We start from the raw sequence: 21,865 nt of genomic DNA, 5'->3' as shown, positions 1-21,865 counted from the left end.
CCTCTCCTTCTCCCGGGCTTAAATGACCGACAAAAAACTTTTTGGGATAGGCGGCGGAAGTGGGAGGCTGAATTGGCAAAAAAGCGAAAAAACTTATAATTCTAAGATCTTAAAATACACTCAATTTAATGATGATTTTAAAAAATCAGGACCCATTCCTGAAGGAATGTTATCAAGAACTACAGTAAGAATTCCATGGCCTTCCATAGCATCAATTGCGTTTACAGTTAAGTTACTAAATACTTGCTCAATTTGATCAGTATCAATGTCTGCAAATGCAAGATTTTCGCTACAAACTAATTCAAATCGAATATTTGTTCCCCTCAAATTAAATTTAACCGTTTTTTCAATTAAATCTTCTAAATTTGCGGGTTTTTTAACAGGTAATTTTCCTTTAGTTAAATCTAAAAGTTGTCGGGTTAAATTCCTAGTTTTTAGGGAAGCTCTCATTATTTCTTTCAATATTTCTTTGTTTTCATCAGAAATATCTCCGTAGTCAATAAGGTAACTGACATTTGCTAAGATTGGTGTAAGATAATTATTTAAATCGTGCGCAATCCCGCCTGTAAGTAATCCAATAGAGTTCATTCTCTCTGCTTTTATCATTTCCATTTCTATTTCTTTCTCTGTGGAAATATCATGAAAAATGTAAATCCACCCCTCTGGATGTTCAGGACTTTCTGATGATTCGCTAATTGCACCCACCCAAAGTGAAATCAAAACTTTTGTAGATTTAAATGTTTGAAGATAGCATTGTTGAGGAAATTTACGAAATAAAGAATTTTTTTTTTGAAGATCTTGTAATGAAAGAATCTTATCTGAATCTCGTAAATCAAACACTCTTAATACATTTTCTATAGGGATTTTTTCTATTTTGCGTTTTGAAGTTTCAAGAATTTGAAAAGAAGTAGGATTAATCATTTGTATTGTTCCAGAGACATCTGTTGTGATAATTCCTTCATGTGAATTGTCTACAACTTTTTTAAACTGTTCTTTTTCATATAGAAAATCTTTAGTTCGTTTTTTTACCAGTTTATTTAGAGAAAAGCTAGCAATCCCAAAAATTATCACAATTCCTCCCAGAGAGATAAGCAGAATTTCAACCCATAATGGAAATGAAGGAGATATTTCCGGAGCTAAATAACGTGAGATTATTTGATAATAATTAGAATTTTTATCGCTTTTGAGAGCATTTAAATGATAATCAATTGCAGTAATCAATTCTAAGTTATACGAATGAGATTTTGGAAATGCAAAAAATAATTCTGTTGGTTGAAATACAATATTTGTGCGGATTACTGAATAATCCGATTCAACTAAAATTGCAAAAGTCTCATCAAGAAGACCAACATCAAGAGTCCCCTTATCAAGTGCTTCTAATATGGCAGGATATGAAGTAAAATTTACGATTTCGCAGTGAACATCAAATGATTCAAGCAGAAATTTCAACCCGCTTTCTCCTTCATAATAAATATCTCCAGGTAAAATACCTATTGTTAGATTTTCCAGTTCATAAATATTAGCTATACTTAAACCTTGTTTAGTGTATAAAATACCCCAATCTATATATACAGATTCATTGTTATAATCATATTTCTCAGCCCGAGCATCAGAATAAGCAATAATTGACATTATATCAAGATTACCAGCATCTAAACGTGAAATTAAGTTTTCCCATGAATCAAAAATCAAATTTATATTCCAATCTTCTTTTTGAGCAATATATGAAATTAGATCAACATAAATACCATTATAAGTTCCATCTTGGTTTTGATAAGCAAAAGGATAATTATCATATATACCAACAGAAATTTGACTGGGGATTTCTGTCGTTGCTGTTGAATAAATAGGAATTATCATTACCCAACATATATATATCAAAAAAATTACCCTTTTTTTCACAATTATTTATTATCTTATGTGTGCTTAATTATCTTTGCAAAGAAAAATTACATGAAAAAGTTGAATAATAATAACAATAATAATAAAAAAATAAATCTTTTATCAATAAAGGCAAAGAGAACTTGAGAAAAGAAGGGTAATTCATATTTAACCAGATTAAAACTAATTTACACTCATAGAATTAATGGAAATGAAATTGACTATAAAAATTCTTAAAAATAATGCGCAGATGATTTTGAAGTAATTCGATTAATTTTAGAAAAAGAGAAGGAAAAGTGACAGTTGATATACAAAGGTGTATGTAATTCTTGATATGGTGCGATTATAACTTTAAAAAAGAAAATGAATTCTGGTGCGAATAAGTTTCTGTTTTTTTATCGTAATAAATAAGAGAGTTATGGTGTAAAATAGATATTCTTTTATTATTTTAATTTTTGTTTCAGATATGCATATAATTGTCTCTATTATATTATTTGTTATCGCAATTTTACTAATTTCTTGGGGAGCCGATAAAGTTATAGACATTATCAAGGATGCAGCAGATTTTTTCAAATTAAGTGCAGTAGCGCTTGCATTTTTTGTAATGGGTGTAGATCTGGAAGAATCTATTGCATCTTGGAGTGCTGCTGCCGCAAATCTCTCCGAAATTGCAGTCGGAAATATTATAGGAAATAGCATCATTTCAATTACGTTTTGTTTTTCTCTTCCTGCGTTATTTTTCCCCATAATTTTCAAAAAGATTTCGGCGAAATATTTTTATTTTCTGCTTGGATTGGGGATTATAAACATTATTGTATTGATTTTCCCTTCACAATTATTAATATGGGGGATTTTAGCGCTTGTCCTTTATTGCTGGTATGTTCTTTGGAATTTACAAATTCTTAGGAATAACAAGGTAGAAAATGTGTCAAAAATTAAAGAAAGACGTGAAATTCGAATAATAAAGAATAATATGGAAAAAACGAGACAATCAAATTATGTTATGAATGAAGAAAATGAAAACGAAATAGAAGAGGAAAAGAAAGAAGAAATCCATTGGTACGAATTAATTATTGCAATTATTGGTATTGTAGCACTTATTGGAGGATCTAAATTACTAATCATTAGTGTTGAAGATTTAATTAATCAAACAGGTATATCTGAAGCATTTTTTGGAGTTGGAATCGTTGCAGCAGCTACAAATATTGAAGAATATTTTCTTTTATTCAAGAGTATAAAGAAAAAGAGAGTCGAAATTGGAATAGCAGCTTTGATGGGAAAAATTATGTGGAATCTTGGTTTTAATCTAAGTATAACCTTATTTATATTAGCTGGAATCTCTTATTCTTCAGTTGTTAATATATTTTCGTTAAAAATTCTGTTAAACACATTATTTTTGGGTATTATATTATTACCTGGGCTGGCTTTAATTGGTATAAAACAGAAAAAAATGGGTCGTATTGAAGCAATCTTATTACTTAGCGGATTTTTACTATACTTAGTAATTCTTTTTTGGAATTAAATATATCAACGCTAAATTATACTTATTCACTGTATTTTTTTTAATTATTCATGTTCAGAGTATTTTTAAATTCCTATGATAATCACTCCTTTCATTTTTTTAGGTGCGAATAAGTTTAAAATTTTAATAAATCCTTCATTAGTTAATTTTTGTGACATTACATTATTTTCGAGTAATTTTTTCTTTAATTTTTACAAATCGATTCTTTGTGAGAACATTACTTTGGCAAAATTCTTTTTTCAAATCGGTTTCAAATTTCATCCATTTTTACCATAAATCTATGTAGAATTGAAAAAATATGTATAATTTATTCACTTTTAAAAGATTTCCAATATGGATCAAGAACTTTTCGTAATTTTGGAACCATATCTTCATAATTGTAATTTTGTACATCCTTATCTTCTTCAATTATGCTCGATTCACTAAAAGGAGGAGAATATAGCCCCAATCGTGCAATTGTATTTGCAATTGAATGACTTAAGGCAGTAACATTGTATCCACCTTCTAAAGTGCAGAGAATTTTATCATGATTCAGTTCTTTCAAGGCAGAATTCATCTCATCCATCATATACGTAAATGTTTGTTCCATATATCCCAAGTTTGTTAATGGATCATCATGATGCGCATCATATCCTGCAGATATTAATAAGAACTCAGGTTGAAATTCACGAATAGCGGGAAGAACTATTGTTTTGAACATAAATTTGATGCTTTCATGACCTGAATTTGGAGCTAAGGTCAAATTTAGTATTTTTCCTTGATGCTTTCCAGTTCCAATTTCATCAAGATAGCAAGTACCTGGATAAAGAGTATTTGGATGTTGGTGAAGTGAAATCATTAAAAGATCTGCAGGAATATGCCCTTGATTGATTAGATCTTCAGTTCCATTACCAGCATGAGCATCAAAATCAACAATTACTATCTTCTTTAAATTGTATTTATGATACAAGTAATTTACAGCTAAAGCAATATTATTAAAAATACAGAATCCTCGCGCATTGGCATAATCAGAGTGATGTCCAGGAGGTCGACATAGATTAAAGGCGCGGTCTACTTTATTTGCCATGATTGCATCAATTGCTGTAAACATTCCTCCAGCTGCATAAAGTGCAGCTTCATAACTTTGAGGAGATGCAACAGTTTCACCATATCGTTTACTAAAAGAATCAAGATAAAGTTGATATGGAACAGTTTTTGCTTCTTCACAGCGAATTCTAGCTGTTTGAATTAAATCTGGAGAATGACACCATTTTATTTCTTCAACTGTGGCTTTCCTTGGATTCAAGGGTATAATCCATGGATATCGACCATCTCCATAAAAATTAAGTGAAGTTAATGTATCAATTGTTCCTCTTAATCGTTCAGAATTTTCAGGATGATTCCCTGTATCATGCTGAAGAAATATTTCTTTATACACAATTCCAACTTGTTTCACTTACTCACCAATTATATTTGGACGAATAATTATAATAAAATTGATCTTGATTTCGCTTGAAAATTATCATTTTTATGATACATATTATAAAGGATCAAAACCCAAATAAGGATCAAATACAAAATTAATTTAGTAAAAAAAATTACCGAGTGGAAAGTTCGACTATGACTACCCAAATATATAAACTTAAAATCATCATAATCGGCGAATATGCAGCAGGAAAAACCTCCTTAATAAAAAATTTTGTTGAGGGGGCATATACGAAAGATTATCGTCCCACAATCGGATCGAACTTATTTATTAAAAAACTCGCATTTAAGGACAAGATAGATAATGAATATTTTTTCACTATTACAGTGTGGGATATTGCAGGACAAGAGAAATGGACAAGTCTTCGGCAAACTTATTATCGTGGAGCACAAGGTGTTTTTGTAGTAGGAGATTTAACTCGGAAAAACTCATTTGAGCAAATTGAAAATTTTTGGATCAAGGATTTTAAAGAGTTTGGCGGTACTGGTGCAGAAAATGCTCCAATCATATTATTGGCAAATAAAAATGACCTTACTCCTGAAATAAAAGAAGAACAGATTCGGGGAATTGCTGAACGCAACAGTATATTTAAAGTAATATATACTTCAGCAAAAACTGGTTATCATGTAAATGAAGCGTTTATTGCAATGATAAAAAGTTGTTCTGGTCTTGAAGATATAACTCCTATCTCTATTTAATTGAATTTTCATTTACAATACAGTAATTAAGTGAAATGAAATTTTTCTTCTTTCGATTATAATACATTCTTAGCATTATTTATCTGATTATTAGTGTATTTTTGATATATAAAGTAAGTAAATTAGATATTCACAACTTCATCCCACCGCAACAAGAGTTCTTTTGCATGGTGTGGATTAGTGCGAATAAGTTTTTTCGAGCGTTTTGGTGCTGAAATAATTAAAATTACAGTAATTGCAACAGTAGAAAGATTATTTCTATTTGGATTTAACTGCATAATTATATTTATTGCAGTATTATAAATTTGAAATTTATAGTACGTTAAAATAGGAAAAACATATTCGCACTTATTCGCTCACTATTTAAAGAATGAATCTAAATTTGAAGGTGTTTTTTTTTTTTTTTTATTCTAAATTTAGGTAAATGTTTTGAATTTTTTTCTTTATGTAATTGATTATATATGCTTGTCGCCAACGAATGCCCAATCAAAGGAATTTTTTCTAAATCCTCAACTGTAGCACGTTTCAATTCATCGATATTGTGATATCCTGCATGAAAAAGCTTACGCGCACGAACTCGTCCAACACCTTGAAGATTTACAAAAGGTAAAATACTAGAACGAATACCATATTTAACTCGTTGACTTAAATTCTGCAATTCAGATTCTAAATTATGAATTGGAGGACCTTCTTCACGATCTAAATGCACAATTCGCAAAAATCCCCTTAGCAACCATAATGTTAATTCCACAAGACGGTGAACATCTCCGACCCCTAAATTATAACGCTCGCCGATTTCTTTTATCGAAATTTCATCAATCCAATCTAAGAGTACCATAGTCATTTTGATTTGTTTTGCAAAATCTTGGAATAAAGGATCTCCTGGCTCCCAAACTTGTTCCATAATAAAATTATCCTCATGATTTTGAATAAAAAATAGAATCAAATTATATTCATTTTTACGTAAATAGTATTTTGGAAAAGCATCTAGTTTTGTCAATAAATGAATCCAACTCACAGGTTGTAGTATGATTTCTTGATTCTGATAAAGTACTTTGGCATAATACAGATCTTCACGCAAAGTAATCGCATCTTTAGGTGATAAATAACTTTGACTAACAATTTTTCCAAAATTTGTTGGTAATAAGCGGTTATTGGTTTGAGATTCATCGATTTCAACAGATAATAAACTTAAGAGATCTTTTTCGAGAAAATATTCGAGTATGTTTGATACATCTGCCCTTAAGCGAGAATCTGAATAATTTGATTGTTTAAGCATTTTTGACTTAAATGGAATTAAATGTGAATCAATTTCAACATTTACATTGGTAGATTTCGAATTTTGAGAATCGATATTATTGTTTAAATTTGAAGATAAGACAGATAATGAATTTGGTTGATTTGCTGAAATTTCTTTTTTTTTTAAGTTAGAATTTGTTGGTTGAGTTGATCGGTTAGATTTGGCAAGTTGGGTAGATCGGTTAGATTTGGCAAGTTGGGTAGATCGTGAGGTATTTTTTAACATTTCATCAGCTGTAATAAAATCATTTGAATAAAACTCTGATGAATTAAAAATGTGCAGTGGATCTTCCCCCCTACCACCAGAACGATGCTTTTGAGGACGACTCATCACCTTTTTTGAAATTGTAGGAAAATTACTTTTAGAATTTAACTTTAATTCAGAATTTGATTGAATTATTGAAGTTTTAGAAATAAATTGTTGATAATAATAAAAAGTTCGCTCCATAAAGTGGAATAATTGTGCTTGAGTCGATACAGTATTTGCAGCAAAAAGGCTCAATAAATGAGATGCTAACTGTGTTTCATCTGATAATTTGCTTATAATTTGCTCTGGTGTTCCATGAATATAGGATTCAGCATCTTTCAACAACTTTTCTGGAGAACTTCCTAAAATAACGACTTCTCCATAAGGATCATACCGAGGACGCCCAGCCCGTCCTGCCATTTGTTTGTATTCAAGAATGGGAATTAAAACACTACCTTTATCACCCTCATATCGATATAAACTTTTAATGATTACTCTACGTGCTGGTGTATTAACGCCAGCAGCCAAAGTTGGGGTGCAACAAATAACTTTAATAATATGAGAATTGAAATTTCTGACAATAAAATCTAATTGATCAGAAGCCATACCAGCATGATGAAAAGCAACTCCTCCTTTTAGACATTGATATAATTTTTTACTGAATTGGCTTTCATCCATGTATTTCTCTTTAAATTCGCTCTGAATTTTTAAAAACTGATTCTTTTCTTTATTTGAAAATAAAATACGTATTTTTGGCGAAAGTTCTTCAGCTTCTTGTATTGCACGTTTGCGTGAATTAGTAAAAATTAACACTTGACCACCTTCTTTTAACATATCAATTGTCAAAGAAGCAGAAGCTGAATGCCCTGGAATATAATTAACTCTGCGGGATGTTCCATCATTAAATTCAATTGCATCTCCATAATAATATCCTTCTTTCAAGCGAACTGGTCTCCACGTACTTTCAATAAGATCTGCATGCAACCATTCTGCTAATTGTCTTGCATTTTGAATTGTTGCAGAAAGACCAATAATTTGTATTGATGATGGATGAGAAAGTAAACGTGTAATTAAAAATTCTAAAGTAACACCCCTATGAGAATCATGCAATAGGTGAATTTCATCAACTATGACCATACTAATATCATTTAACAGCTTTGGATTCATACGGAATATTGAATCAGCTTTTTCATTTGTGAGAAAGATTAGGTGATTTTGAAAAATTCTAAAATCTGGTTGATCAACATCACTACGAGATATACCTACATGAAAACCAATTTTTTTCCAGTTTTCAGAAAACTCATTGTATTTTTCTGTAGCAAGTGCTTTTAATGGGCATAAATATAGAATTTTTCCCCATTTCCCCATTTGCTTTGGAAATTTTTCTCGATTAATTATCAAGTGATTTAGTGCAATAATTTCAGCAATTAACGTTTTTCCTGAAGCAGTGGGGATACTTATGAGTAAATTGTGCCCATTTAACCCTGGTTTCAAAGCAGTTAGTTGAGGAGGATATAAATTTGGAATACCCCGTCTATATAGTTCTTTTTCCAAAATTCTTGGTAAGGATAAGGACTTCCAATTTGGAATAGAAGAAGTAGATGAGTAATTACCAAAATCGGTCAAATTTATCTATACTCCCTATGTTTTAGGTTTGGGTTTCTTTGGTGGAGTTGTCATTCTCCAAGTATCTGGATGAGGATGATATAACTCTGAATCCTTTACCCATTGCTCTAGTGCTGTGCGTACAAATTCTTCTGTAATTCCTTTTTCATTTGCAATTGGTTCAAAAATATCTTCAAATGTTAATTCAGCTTTAGGATTGGCGAGTTGTAATTCTTTAATTTTATTTAAAATCAAATTTAATCGCTGGCGTTTACTGCTTGAAGTCCCTGTATACATTACATCCACATCATATTGATCTGTTTCCTCATCATAACCAATATCACGAAGGGATCGTTTAAGCAGTTCTATTGCAGCTTCTGCATCTTCTTTTTTTACAAAATCTCGTAATGCCATTTTAGCGTAAGCCTCGCTCATTCGAACCATTCCATCTAATGTTCGTGCTACTATAGGTACAGCTGTTGAGCCTTCTGGAGTAGAACTCCGCATTTTAATATAAAATTCACGGATTAATTCAGCTGCTTCACGAGTAAGTTTAGGATGAGAATTCACTTTAGCATACTGAACGTATTTCTTTAATAATTCCATTGGAATGAAATCTTCATTTCGGGGTAATTTTTTATCATCAACATCTTGTTCTGCATAAAATGTCTCATCAAAACCCATCATATGATTTTTTAGAATATAATCTGCAATTCTATCATCCATTCCTTTTTCTGGAATATCTCGAACAATAAAGATCAAATCAAATCGAGAGAGAATTGGGGGGCTAAGATTAATATTATTTGCAGGTGTTTCATATTCGTTCCATCTACCATGTTTAGGATTAGCTGCAGCTATAATGGCAGTTTTAGATTGGAGGGTTGCAACAATACCTGCTTTTGCGATTGAAATAGTATTGTGAAGAATAAGCCCATGGCTAATAAAATTCTCTGTAGGTTCAATAGTTACATCATAAACCCACTCAGAATATATAGAATCACTATTTGGAATTCTTTTTATAGATTCGATTTTTATCCAGTGAAATTGCTGAAGATTTTGTGGTATATCATCATGCTCTTGAAAATTGTCTTTAGATTTTTCAAGAATTTCCAAATATTCTTCAGAAACTAATTCTGGTCCAATGATAATTGATAAAAAGCGCTCTAAAGAATCATTCATAATAAGAATTTCATAAGACCTTTTTGATTTTTTTGAAATCTGAAGATTTTTATTATTTTTTTCATTTGTTTCATTTTTTTCATTTTCTTCATTTTCTTCATTTTCTTCTTTTATGCATGAATGTATTCCGAGTGTAAGAAGTAAATCTTGAAAATCTTCGGCCAATTCTCGTGAAGAAGTACATAATGTAATAGTATCATATTTAATTTTTCCAATTACTTTGAAAACTGCATTCAAAAAGGAAATTCTAATATGGTCAGGAGAATTAAAAACGGATGGGGAAATTCGTTTATGAATTCCACTCTTTAAGATTTCTGGAAAATTGGATTGCAGAAATTGAAATATAGATCTTGAGACAATCCTATATGTTTTTTCTTTTCTAATAAGAATATCAATTTTATTTTTAAAGATTTTTCTAATCAATTCTTGCATTTCAGAGAATATTGTTGGAATTCTATTGAAAAGAATGATTTTATTCGATCCTTCTTGAAGTTTAGCGTCTTGAGAAAGCAGAATACCTAAGAAAAAGCCTAGATCTTGTGATAAATGTGAAGGGAGATAAAGAGAATTATCATTTAAATTAATTTTTGTCTTCAACGGCATTAATTTATTATTATCTACTCGAATGATGTTAATACTTGGAACATCCATTCCTGGTAGAATATTTTCAGCAGAACGGGTGCAAATTTTATTGTTTTCTAAAATAAAAACAGGATGTTCTGGAGTAACTAAGATTTTTCTGCCATTAGAATAAGTTATTTCAATAAAATAATCTGGCGCTTTATGTCGACTAACACGATCGATAGGAATCGATAATATCTCATTAAAATTGGTGGATATTACTTCATAGTTTAGATCTTTAATAGGAAGAATTTCACAATCAACACCATCTATTATTTTTTGTGGAGATTTAGCAAATAGATTATTCACAAATTTCCCAATCGGAATGCGGGAATTATCGCTTAAGGTAAACTCAAAACTAGGATGATATGATTGCTGTTCCATCGCTTCATGTATAGCCGATCTATCTTGCTTTCTCATTTTATCGAATTCATCAATACATGCGACTCCACCAGATGCTAATACTAAAGCACCAGCTTCTAACTGCAATCCGGCATTATCGCTCTCCTTGATTACTGCAGCAGTTAATCCAGCTGCGGAAGCACCTTTACCTGAAGTATAAACTGACCGAGGCGAAATTTGAGCACAATTCTGCAAAATTTGAGATTTTCCAGTTCCAGGATCACCCATAAAAAGAACATGAATATCTCCCCGTAATTTACTCCCATCTTTTTTGACTTTCCTATTTCCTCCAAAAAGACTAAGAGCGGCAGCCATTTTCAGATGTTCATGTCCTAAAATTGCCCGAGCGATGGAATTTGCGATTTTTTTCTGAATTTCAGGCTCTTGGGATAAAGCATGAATTTCATCAATATCTTCTTGAGTTAGATCTAATTCTTCATCTTCTTGGCGTATTCCTTCTACATTATTCACAAATAATTGTGATTGAAACAAAGTTGAAAGTCTACCTCGTCGATCTTCACGTGGTACAGATTTTAAAATCCCCATCATTTTAACACGTTCGCCAGGCCGGACTGAATCCACTAAATCATTAAGAAGGATGGTCTGTAAAGTTTGAGGAATATCTCCTGAACGTAAATCTTCAGGAGCCTCTTGAATAGTGACATACTGATGGTCAATAAATTCTGATTGGGCTGTAATCACTTTAAAATCCTTTTTATTATTACAAGTGGGATTCATACATTCTCGAGGTGGAGTTAATTTGGTCGTTAATTGATCGATTAACATCTGATTTCCACAAATAGGACATTCAAACATCGCTTGAATCACTTGAGGGCGTATAATCGATGAGCGAATCACAATTCCTTTAACATAAATTAATGTGTCAACATGTTCAGAACGTATATTTCGAAGAGAAACCTCGTTTGAATTATTTTGAGTAGAAATTCGAATATAGTATGGTTCATCAGGATTGAAAAAACCACCAGCATCAATACGGATAATATTCTTAAACGCTTCTGAGGCTTCTTCTAGTGCTTCTTCTGGATGTTTTTTTAGATAGTGAGCTAATTGAGGGTTAAAAGTTAAAATATCTTCGAAAAGAACGGTAATATAATTTTCTGACTTAGCATAAGCATCACTTATGATCTGGCGATATTTGAATTCGTTAGGAATCTCCTCAAAATTACGAAAGAAATCTTCAAATTCACCCGAAGGATTTGTTGGTGGTGCGTCAGTTTCTATGACCATTTATTAGCCCCTTGATAATATTTCTTTATGTACGTGAATGATCTACAATTTTTGTCGATTAAAAATAAAATTTCTTATTAATACATAGTGTTACTGTCGATAGTTGAGTACATTGGAGAAAATTCCTTTTTAAAATCTCTATCGGTGCAGAATTAATACAATATTTTGAATTTTTTGAACCAAAGTATTTTTCAACCACATCACATGAATTTACTTACGCATCGTTAACAAAAAAAACGTTTTGATGCGACTCGGTCATATCTTGATATTGCATCAAGTCTTCATATATCATTTTAATAGAGTTTCAATAGTAAAAAAAAATGACCGCATCATGAAAATCGAGGCCTTAAATGATGGCAGAAAAAGAAGAACAAACTAACACTGAATTTCCTTCGGAAGCTGAAGAATCAATCCAATCAAATCCAGTATCCGAAACAAATGAAATCAAACCATCAAATACGGTTGATAATTCATCTACCGCAAATGATGCACCCGCTAATAAAGTAGAATCGACCACTAAACCAGAACTTACTCCATTCGAAAAAGCTCTGAAAAAATTGTATGGGAAAAGTTTTAGAGAGAAAAATGAAGCAATAAAACAACTTGGAAGAATTAAAGATCAAAAAGCAAAAAATAAGCTTATTGAGATTGTCAATAGCGAAAGGTGGAATGATCGATTGCGAGTGGCTGCATTAGATGCATTAAGTAGAGGAAAACGTGATATCAAATTCCGTCGATTTTTACAAGATTTAGCCTCGAATATGAAAAATCCTCAAGAAATTCGGAGAAGTGCTTTTACTCATTTATCACGATTTAGGGATTCAAAATTAATTCCAACATTCTCTGCAGCTTTGAAAGAGAAATATCGATTTATTCGGTTCTGGGCAGTTCGTGGACTTATCAAAATTGATGACCCAAAAGCAACTAGTGCATTAATACAAGCTTTAGGAGATGAAGATGAAGAAATCCGCAAAGAAGTTATGGCACATTTAGAATCAGGCAATCAAGTTTCATTTCCTACTTTAGTAAAGGCGTTTGAAAACCCTGAATCAAGTAAATTTTTACGATATGGCGCATTGGGAATTATCGGCCGAACTAATCATACTGAACGAATTCAAATTTTAATTAAAGCTCTAAAAGATGAAGATCCTCGCATCGTAACTATTGCTCTTCGCGGGTTAGGTAAAGCAAAGAGTATAAAGGCCATATCCCCATTAATTGACTTATATACTGTTAATAATCGAAAAAGACGCTTGATTGAAGATGCATTATACAGAATTGGTCAAGAACATCAGCAAGAGACCATTAAACGTTTAGTTCTGCTTCTAAATCAAGATAATGAAGATTTAGTCAAATTAGCAAAGAATCTCTTAGTTAAATATAATAACGCATATATGATACTCGGAGATTTGAAAGAATCTGATAAGATTGAGCCATCATTAAAAGAGAAAATTGCAGAATTAATGGAAAATATGTAATTTCATTTCATTTCTGTTAATTATTTTTATATTATTCTTATTTTTAAAGGATTCTTCTTCTTTTTTTCAAATGATATAGTGAAATATCCAACCGTTTCTGATTTTCTTTTTAAATCAAAAAATTAAATAATTTTGAATTACTTCTAGATCATGATTTATTCGTGCCGAAAAAAAAACTGGGCCATCGAATCTCACATCTAAGTACTGATGAAGAAAAAGATTCTAGTATTTTATTAGAATCAGATTTAAATGAAGTAATAGAACGTGATGAGGGTAATAGTGAAGCTATTCAGCCAGATGAAGAAAAAATCATCCAAAACCTTGTTATTGAACCATCTGGTTATCCTATTAAACCTTTTGATGCACCTGATAATATAAATATCACGATTAACCGTGATCCAAAATTATTTCAAGCTTATGCTACAGAACAATGGTTAGGACTTTCAGTTCAAGTGAATGATTATATTTTTGATCAACTCCTTATTCCAGATTTTGCCTTTAAAATTATTAGTGTTGAACCAAACGGAGCAACACGCATTGGAACAGAGACAAATATTCTTTTACATCAAGAAACTCAACCTCGACCAAATTTTCAAAAAATATCATTTGAAGAAATCATAGGAAATGACAGGGCAAAAGAAAAAGCAGACATCATAATTGCTTATTTAAAAAATCCTGATAAATTCGGAGAATGGGCACCACGCAACATTCTTTTTCATGGACCACCAGGAACAGGAAAAACCTTAATGGCAAGAGCTATTGCTTCACAATCTGATTGTCCTTTTTTTGCTAAGAAGGGAACTACTTTAATTGGATTACATGTTGGAGACGGTGCTGCAAAAATCCATAGTTTGTTCAGAAAAGCGCGTGAAAATTCACCATCAATTGTGTTTATTGATGAATTAGATTCGATTGGTTTAAATCGCTCATATCAAAGTGTTAGAGGAGACGTAGTAGAAGTTGCAACGGCTCTACTTGCTGAATTAGATGGTTTGGAAACCAATCAAGGAGTTATAACCATTGCAGCGACAAATAACTTAGATTTGCTGGATATTGGATTGAGGAATCGATTTGAAGAAGAAATAGAATTTCCCTTACCGAATGAAACAGAACGAAAGGTTATGCTTGAGTTATTTGCAGAAAAATCACCAATAATTATTAAAGCTGATTTTGAAAAAATCGCAAGCTTAACTACAGGGTGGAGTGGGCGTGAACTTCATGAAAAATTGATAAAAATCGCAATCCATACTGCAATTAGGAATAAATTATCCGAGATTGATATAAATCTCCTTAATGATTTAATTAAGAAAGCCAAACCTGATGACTCGAAAAAAAATATTCCTAAAGAATTGTTTTCTTAAATACCCTTTTTTACTTTTTATTCTCTTATGTAGATTTATCTATCTACTTATAATGCAGATTAGCGTAAGAGATAGTTTAAAATGGATATTGGAACGAATCTATACTAATTTAAACTTATTCTCACTCTATATTTACTAGAGAATAGGCAAAATGAATATGAAAGAAAAAAAATATTATTAAAATGATTAAACAATAGATAAAAAAGATCTAAAATAATTAATCTGATGAAATTACTTCAATTAATTCTTGCTCGTTATCCATTTTTATATTTTGATTAAGATTTGAGCCATTTTTTAAGTTATTTGAATATTTCATAATACTATGGAGCATTATATATCCTAAAGCAGCAATTATTGACAGCAAAAAGGCTAAACCCCAAATAATCAAGGGATTATGTTGATCCATAACTATCCCCGCACCTAAAACCCCAAAGATTGTTGGAATCAAGCCAGTCCATTGCAATATTGCCATATATCGGCCCCTTTTATCTTCTGGTGCAAAATTAGCTGCAATTGTTTGAGCAAACGGAGTAACTATCATTTCTCCGATAGTAATAATCACCATTGCAATAAAAAACAAAGGAACACTTGAAAATAATCCATACATTCCAAATCCAACAGCATATAGAAGATTTCCTACTGCCATTACGATAAATGGTGAAAATTTCTTTATTCTTCGGGTTATTCCATATTGGAACAATACAACCATAATTGCGTTCATGCTGAGTAACCATCCATACATGTAATTTGGAAAATGATATGAATCGCGTAAAAATACAGGTAATGTTGTATTCATTTGTTGATATACAAGTAGCATGATTGCTGAAACCACCACGAATAAAAGAAATTTCCAATCTTGTAAAATCTCTTTATAGCCTCCCAAATGGCTTTTTGATTTTTCTTTTTTTGTTTCTAGATTATTTTTTTCCTGTTTCGTCTCAGGAACTGCAAAGAAAAACAAAATACCAGTAATAATACTTGCAACTGCATCTAAAATGAAAAGATATGAAAATGAAAAGGAAGACAAAAATCCACCTAAAGCAGGACCAATTGTAGCAGCAAGATTCATAGAAATACGCATTATTCCGAAACCTTCCGTCCTTTTTTTTGAAGGAAGGACATCAATAACCATTGCTGAATGAGCTGGTCCTGCAATTGAACCCATTAAACCCATTGCCAAAACAACACAATAGAAAGTGTTTATACTCTTTACAAAAAGAATCACGATTGAAAAGGATGCACTTATAATTAAACCGAATAATATTAGAAATTTACGCCCAAATTTATCAGTTAAAACACCTCCAATCAAACCTCCAAAGAGATTTCCAATTCCAACTATAGTCCAAATTATACCTACTTGTGTTAATCCAACATTGAAAGCAGAAGTAACATATAAGGCAATAAACGGCATCAAAATATATGTTCCCAGCATATCGATGAATGAGATGAATGTTACCATCCAAAAAATTTTCGGAAATTCATCATACGTTCTTTTTAATTTCTGCATCATTGTAATGACCATTTTTTTAACTTTATTATTGTATCATCAACATTACACATTTAATATGTATATTGTGTGTAATATTATTACTCTAAAATTATTGTTGTTATTTAAAGAATAATTAGACCAATTTTTCTATACTATTTTCTTGAAATTACAAATTTATTTAGATGAAAAAAATTGATATAAAATCAGTGTGTAATTACGGTGTTTAATTATCTTAATATCTATTCAACTACTTTCAAATCAGATATCTATTATTTTTTTTTATATATTTCGCTTATTTGAGCATTTTCTTAAAAAAAAAGAATAAAAAAAATGTAAATCACAAAATATCTTATTTGATTACTTTACAGTAAAATTTAAGAAGAATAATTTGATGGTTAAAAATTTTAAAAAAGAATAATTGATTGTAAAAGAAATTTAAAGATAAAGAAAAAAAAAGTGAATTCAAATTCAAATTTTAAAATTCAAAAAAAAAGATTACAATTATAATTCGATTTTTTCTCCGCATTCTTCACAGAATGAATATCCTTCTCTCTGTAAAAGTTCAGCCATCACTGAACTAATGGAACGACCACAATTTGGACAGAAACGATTCATAATATTTGTATTATCTGAAGATTTTGGAGATTTCTCAAGAATTCCAATTTCATTTTCATTTTTAAGATCCTGTTTATAATATAATGAATACTGCGAATTTTTAGATATAGATTCATTTTTATTCTGATATACTTGCTTCACTGAACTAGTCCTATGAATTACTTTTATAATAACAAATAAAATTATCAATCCTAACAGCACTCTAAAAGTATGTAACATTGTTGTAAAAAGAAAAAAATGAGTACTTTCATAATGACATTCATCATCTTCACATTCATGTCCATTCTGCCAATTATCCAAATCACCAGTATCATCAATAGATTCTGTTGTTGTCCATTCAGTAGTAATAAAGGTACTATTTTCTTCAGGAATATTAAGATGTAAATCTCCTTTATAAAATAAATTTAGAACACCATAGAATTCTACTTCATGAGAAATTTCAATCGATGAAATATTTAACGGCTCGCTTATATCAACTTTTTCAAAAAAGAAAATGCTCAGATTTTCCAAATAATTTTCATTTGTTAAGCCCATCTTTTGACTCATTTCAATTTGGATATTTATAAATTGATTTGTTGAAGAGTATCCTCTAATATTCCAAATGCCTGAGTACAATGCATTGTTTGCATCATTATATATGACTGAAACATTCAATGAATTTTGAACAAATGACACGATCTGATCATAATAAAAAGAAAAATTAGAATGTAATTCTAAATGCTTAGCTTCAACTAAAAATGGAATTGTATTGTTTGGTAATAAATCAGAAGAATTTACATCTGCAGGAAATACAACTTCAGAGGAAATATCTTTATAAATTGGAGTTATGCATCTTATTTTGCTTGAAATATAAGTCCAAGGCTCTGAACCAGTTAAATTTGAAATCGAATTATTGTTTAAGTGGAATAAATCATATTGTATATAGGCTAAAGTTGAATTATACTCGATTATATTAAATTGATAAAAAGTTGAATAATTAAGATGTAAATGTTGCTCTATAGTATCTAGATTATTATTTGCATTAAAATTTCGAATTGTATAAGTAGAATAACCATTATAAGCCAAAGAATCTCCAGTGTTTAATGAATAATTCAAAGTACTATTTATAGGAGCATAATATTGAGAAAAATCATATCCTCCATAAGTATTTTCGTCTTTTATTTTCTCAGCTTTTACAAATCCGAGCGAATTCATTGTTACAAGATTAATTATGCTGAATAGGAATAAAGTAATAAATATAATGCTTCTTTTTTTCATATTTATTTCACCCTTATTATTAATATCAATACATATTAAAAAAAAAAAAGCAAGTCCGATTTTTAGCATTTTTTCTTAATGCAAAGAAAAAATAGAAGAAAGAAATTATATGCACTAAATTTCAGGTGATTTATCCAGTTTATATCCGTCTTTTTCCCACGCTTCGCACATAACAGAATTTCTTCTCAAATATTCATCCCTCCAGTCTTGAGGAACCCTATTCAAAATACAAGAAAAATTCGGACACTTTTTGCATGAATTGTTAGATGTATTCAAAAAGAAAATTATGTAAAATAACCCAACCAATCCAACAAAGATAAATTCTTGAATAATCAATAGAAAAATAAGAGGAATTATAAAAAGTAGTGAAGCACCGATGATAAATTGATATTGTTCTGATTTTGAGATTGGTGCAGGATTGTATTTAGCAGATTTTAGAAATCCATAATTCGCGTAGCATTTCAAAGTTTTTGAATCATCAATTACATAGAATGGGCAGTGGCTGCAGAGTATTTTACTTTCCCATATATTAAAAAAGAAGAAACCATAACTCAAATAAAGTACAATAAAAATAACTACACCAAACCATCTAAGATTTCCCTGATTCATTGAATGGATTATTCCCCATACAAGTATCACAATAAAAGAAAGAAAGGGCCAGGCAAAAATCAGTGAATCCTTATAATCAAGTTGGCACATCAACTTGTTATGATTTGGACATTCTTTACATGAAACGCCGTTGTCATAACAAATTGTTAAAATATTCATTTGTGAAGTCGAAATTGATGAATTTTCTCGACTCTTTTCATCACTAACTCTCTTTTTTTTTTCAGATTCTGTTTTTAAACTATCATTTAAATCAGTTGAATTGTTTGACATTTCAGTCACATTCTTTTTTTTTCATAACCTAATTCTGTGTAAAGTAGTTTGATTTGATTATTTGGCAAAGAAAAATAAATTTCATTAAAAATTTCATAAGAATTCAATAATTCATTATTCAATGAAGAGGAAGTTACTTACCAGAAAGAGATTATTCTTTTTAATACCTTGTTAATAAACTTTTATGATATTTCAAATTTTTTAGGTTTATATTAATCAAAAAAAGTTAACTTTTACAGAAAATCTTTCACATTACTACTTCAATTTGAAGAAAAATTCTTATTATACCAATTAAATTAAGTGTGCAGATTAGTATTGTATTTTTCTCCTGAAATTTACAATTTAGTATTTAATATTTATTTTTTTAGTTTCCAAAAATCAGCTCAGTTAGTTGATTAAGAGAATTTACTTTCTCAAATTTTAAGATCTCACCTGTTAACTGCGCTTTTTTCAATAAAAAAAGCTTTTCATCTGATGATTTTAGTTCTTGACAGAAACGATTCAACTTCTGTTGCGCTAAATAAGATTGTCCAGAAATAACATAAAAAACTTATTCGCACTATGGATCATTCCAGTAAAATTGTATTTTTTTTGATAAAAAGGACGGTTTTTAATCGATTTAATGATACGGCATACACCTGTGTAGAATTATTGCACATTGAATAAAAAGAAGAAAAATAAATTATAATCAAAAATTTAAAAAAAATTTAAAAAAAAACTGAAAAATACGTGAAAAAAAACCAAAAAAACGGTGAAATTTTCCCATTCACACTTTGTAAATGCTTTTTATCAAGTTAGAGTGGAGAATTACTCACTCATTTCCAAAATTTTTGATAAAAATTGCTTTAATCGTTCATTTGGAGGATTATCAAAGACTTCTTTCGGAGATCCACGATATATAATTTCACCATTATCCATAAAAATTGCACGGGTTGAAACTTCTTTTGCGAATGCTACTTCATGCGTTACTACTAAAAGAGTATAATGGAACTCTGTAACTAATCGTTTCATCACATTCAATACTTCTCCAGTTAATTCTGGATCTAAGGCAGAAGTTGGTTCATCAAAAAAAATCAATTTAGGTCGCATTGCAAGAACACGAGCAATTGCAACTCTTTGTTGCTGACCACCAGATAATTCTCCAGGAAAATTATCTATTTTGTCGTATAAATTTACTGTGGTTAATACTTCTTTTACTCTTTTTTCAATCTCATCACTATTTAGATTTAATACTTTATTCAACGGTAACCTAATATTATCTCCTACAGTTAAATGAAGAAAAAGATTAAATTGTTGAAAAACCATGCCAATGTTTTTACGGATTTCATCGATATTTACACCTGGTTTGGTAATTTCTTTTCCTTCAAAGAAAACTTGCCCAGATGTAGGCTCTATCAACCGATTCATGCATCTAAGCAAGGTAGATTTTCCAGAACCACTACTACCAATTATTGCAACGACATCTTTAGGATAAACCTTCAGATTTATTCCAGGTTCTTTAATCGCTACAAAATCTTTAAAAGATTTCGTTAAATTACGAACTTCAATTATAGGTTCATCATAATTTAAATTTTCATGTATTTTTTCTTCACTAGTCATTTTGAACACCTAAACCTGGAATATGCATCTTGATTTCCAAACGTTTTGTCAATTTAGATAAACTAAATGCAATAACAAAGTAATAAAAAGCAGCAATTAAAAAGACCCACCACTGAAAAGTTTCAGATTGAAAATGTTTTGAACGTAAAGTTATTTCTAAAACACTGATTGCTGATACGAGGGAACTATTTAATAAAACATTGATTGCTTCATTTGTTAATGGTGGAATAATAATCCTAAACGCTTGAGGAAGGATTACCTCTTTCATTGTTTGACTTTGTGTTAATCCTAACGCTCGAGCAGCTTCAGTTTGACCTGCTGGAATTGCTAAAATCCCACTTCTGATGATTTCAGCTTGATATGCCGCAGTATTTAACGTTAAAGCTAAAGTTCCTAAGATTTCATCAGGATCAAACCAACTAGCATTAATAGAATCAGAAATAGCAGACATAGGTGTTAAAAACCCAAAATAAACTAGAAGTATTTGGACCATTAAAGGAGTAGATCGGAAAAAATTGACGTAAAATTGAGCCAATTGTGAAACTATCCAATTAATCGTAGTTTTTATTCCTCGAGTCTCAGTTCTTTTTTTCCTTGTTCGATCTCCTTCAACAAGAATAACTGCGAGAAGTGCTGCTAAAAAAAAGCCAAATACTACACTAATTACACTCATCATAATTGTTAAATAAATTCCATCTGCTATCCCCTTGATCATCTCTTGAAAATTTGGACCAACACCGGGACTATAAATTGATATTAAACTTATTCCAAAAATCCCTAATAGTAAATTAATAAGCCAAATTATTGGATCTAAAAAATGACTATTTGGAATTATCCAACTTCTAACGATTCCAATAACAATTAAAATTAAGAAAAAGGAAATAATCCACCATTTATAATTTTTTAAGGGTATTTTAAGGGTAAAATTTTTTTTTTTTTTCTTTTTTTGCTCTTTTGTATAATTGGTTTTTATTATTTTTTTATCAGAATTTAGTTGATTTTGATTAATTTTTATCACAC

At 30.4% G+C, this 21,865-nt stretch carries 14 protein-coding genes; 4 read left to right on the top strand and 10 right to left on the bottom strand.

The window, feature by feature from the left end:
* Nucleotides 1–120 precede the first annotated feature (120 nt).
* Nucleotides 121–1,860, bottom strand: coding sequence for a transporter substrate-binding domain-containing protein (locus ACXLDF_RS15160; protein WP_457559391.1), 1,740 nt, complete (start codon nt 1,858–1,860; stop codon nt 121–123).
* 487 nt (nt 1,861–2,347) lie between these two features.
* Between ACXLDF_RS15160 and ACXLDF_RS15155 the strand changes: the two genes are divergently transcribed.
* Nucleotides 2,348–3,403, top strand: coding sequence for a calcium:cation antiporter family protein (locus ACXLDF_RS15155; protein WP_457559390.1), 1,056 nt, complete (start codon nt 2,348–2,350; stop codon nt 3,401–3,403).
* Nucleotides 3,404–3,710: 307 nt separating this feature from the next.
* Here the strand turns inward: ACXLDF_RS15155 and ACXLDF_RS15150 are convergent, their stop codons facing one another.
* Nucleotides 3,711–4,838: a histone deacetylase family protein gene (locus tag ACXLDF_RS15150; RefSeq protein ID WP_457559389.1), complete on the bottom strand. Its 1,128-nt coding sequence runs from the start codon at nt 4,836–4,838 to the stop codon at nt 3,711–3,713.
* A gap of 164 nt (nt 4,839–5,002) precedes the next feature.
* Between ACXLDF_RS15150 and ACXLDF_RS15145 the strand changes: the two genes are divergently transcribed.
* Nucleotides 5,003–5,566, top strand: a complete 564-nt coding sequence (locus ACXLDF_RS15145) for a Rab family GTPase (RefSeq protein WP_457559388.1) — start codon at nt 5,003–5,005, stop codon at nt 5,564–5,566.
* A 122-nt stretch (nt 5,567–5,688) separates the two neighbouring features.
* Here ACXLDF_RS15145 and ACXLDF_RS15140 read toward each other — a convergent pair whose 3' ends face one another.
* The 3 genes from ACXLDF_RS15140 to ACXLDF_RS15130 form a co-directional block, all read right to left on the bottom strand.
* Entirely contained in the window at nt 5,689–5,844 is a 156-nt protein-coding gene (locus ACXLDF_RS15140) for a hypothetical protein (protein ID WP_457559387.1), read from the bottom strand.
* A gap of 98 nt (nt 5,845–5,942) precedes the next feature.
* Nucleotides 5,943–8,738 (bottom strand): DEAD/DEAH box helicase, encoded by a 2,796-nt coding sequence (locus ACXLDF_RS15135; RefSeq protein ID WP_457559386.1) that lies wholly within the window; start codon nt 8,736–8,738, stop codon nt 5,943–5,945.
* A 15-nt stretch (nt 8,739–8,753) separates the two neighbouring features.
* Nucleotides 8,754–12,167, bottom strand: coding sequence for an LAGLIDADG family homing endonuclease (locus tag ACXLDF_RS15130; RefSeq protein ID WP_457559385.1), 3,414 nt, complete (start codon nt 12,165–12,167; stop codon nt 8,754–8,756).
* 350 nt (nt 12,168–12,517) lie between these two features.
* On the opposite strand from ACXLDF_RS15130, the gene ACXLDF_RS15125 reads away from it, so the two are divergent.
* Entirely contained in the window at nt 12,518–13,645 is a 1,128-nt protein-coding gene (locus ACXLDF_RS15125; protein WP_457559384.1) for a HEAT repeat domain-containing protein, read from the top strand.
* Between the two features lie 161 nt (nt 13,646–13,806).
* Nucleotides 13,807–15,006, top strand: a complete 1,200-nt coding sequence (locus ACXLDF_RS15120) for an AAA family ATPase (protein WP_457559383.1) — start codon at nt 13,807–13,809, stop codon at nt 15,004–15,006.
* 217 nt (nt 15,007–15,223) lie between these two features.
* Here ACXLDF_RS15120 and ACXLDF_RS15115 read toward each other — a convergent pair whose 3' ends face one another.
* From ACXLDF_RS15115 to ACXLDF_RS15095, 5 genes are all read right to left on the bottom strand, one after another.
* A complete protein-coding gene (locus ACXLDF_RS15115; RefSeq protein ID WP_457559382.1) occupies nt 15,224–16,528 on the bottom strand; it encodes an MDR family MFS transporter in 1,305 nt (434 codons plus the stop codon).
* A 468-nt stretch (nt 16,529–16,996) separates the two neighbouring features.
* The gene (locus ACXLDF_RS15110) at nt 16,997–18,367 is read right to left on the bottom strand and encodes a hypothetical protein (RefSeq protein ID WP_457559381.1); all 1,371 of its coding nucleotides are present in this window, start codon (nt 18,365–18,367) and stop codon (nt 16,997–16,999) included.
* A 114-nt stretch (nt 18,368–18,481) separates the two neighbouring features.
* Entirely contained in the window at nt 18,482–19,246 is a 765-nt protein-coding gene (locus ACXLDF_RS15105; protein WP_457559380.1) for a hypothetical protein, read from the bottom strand.
* A gap of 807 nt (nt 19,247–20,053) precedes the next feature.
* The gene (locus ACXLDF_RS15100) at nt 20,054–20,845 is read right to left on the bottom strand and encodes an amino acid ABC transporter ATP-binding protein (protein WP_457559379.1); all 792 of its coding nucleotides are present in this window, start codon (nt 20,843–20,845) and stop codon (nt 20,054–20,056) included.
* On the bottom strand, nt 20,838–21,863 hold the full coding sequence (locus ACXLDF_RS15095; protein WP_457559378.1) for an amino acid ABC transporter permease: 1,026 nt from the start codon (nt 21,861–21,863) through the stop codon (nt 20,838–20,840). The genes ACXLDF_RS15100 and ACXLDF_RS15095 overlap by 8 nt, the downstream gene beginning before the upstream one ends.
* Between the last annotated feature and the right edge of the window lie 2 nt (nt 21,864–21,865).

The sequence above is a fragment of the Candidatus Harpocratesius sp. genome, assembly GCF_054039255.1.
This window is presented reverse-complemented; position numbering and strand designations above follow the sequence as displayed.

Excerpts from the sequence above, each read along its gene's own strand:
- ACXLDF_RS15125 (WP_457559384.1), top strand. The coding sequence starts at position 12,518 with ATGATGGCAGAAAAAGAAGAACAAACTAACACTGAATTTCCTTCGGAA.
- ACXLDF_RS15160 (WP_457559391.1), bottom strand. The coding sequence starts at position 1,860 with ATGATAATTCCTATTTATTCAACAGCAACGACAGAAATCCCCAGTCAA.
- ACXLDF_RS15100 (WP_457559379.1), bottom strand. The coding sequence starts at position 20,845 with ATGACTAGTGAAGAAAAAATACATGAAAATTTAAATTATGATGAACCT.
- ACXLDF_RS15140 (WP_457559387.1), bottom strand. The coding sequence starts at position 5,844 with ATGCAGTTAAATCCAAATAGAAATAATCTTTCTACTGTTGCAATTACT.
- ACXLDF_RS15105 (WP_457559380.1), bottom strand. The coding sequence starts at position 19,246 with ATGTCAAACAATTCAACTGATTTAAATGATAGTTTAAAAACAGAATCT.
- ACXLDF_RS15110 (WP_457559381.1), bottom strand. The coding sequence starts at position 18,367 with ATGAAAAAAAGAAGCATTATATTTATTACTTTATTCCTATTCAGCATA.
- ACXLDF_RS15115 (WP_457559382.1), bottom strand. The coding sequence starts at position 16,528 with ATGGTCATTACAATGATGCAGAAATTAAAAAGAACGTATGATGAATTT.
- ACXLDF_RS15130 (WP_457559385.1), bottom strand. The coding sequence starts at position 12,167 with ATGGTCATAGAAACTGACGCACCACCAACAAATCCTTCGGGTGAATTT.
- ACXLDF_RS15155 (WP_457559390.1), top strand. The coding sequence starts at position 2,348 with ATGCATATAATTGTCTCTATTATATTATTTGTTATCGCAATTTTACTA.
- ACXLDF_RS15145 (WP_457559388.1), top strand. The coding sequence starts at position 5,003 with ATGACTACCCAAATATATAAACTTAAAATCATCATAATCGGCGAATAT.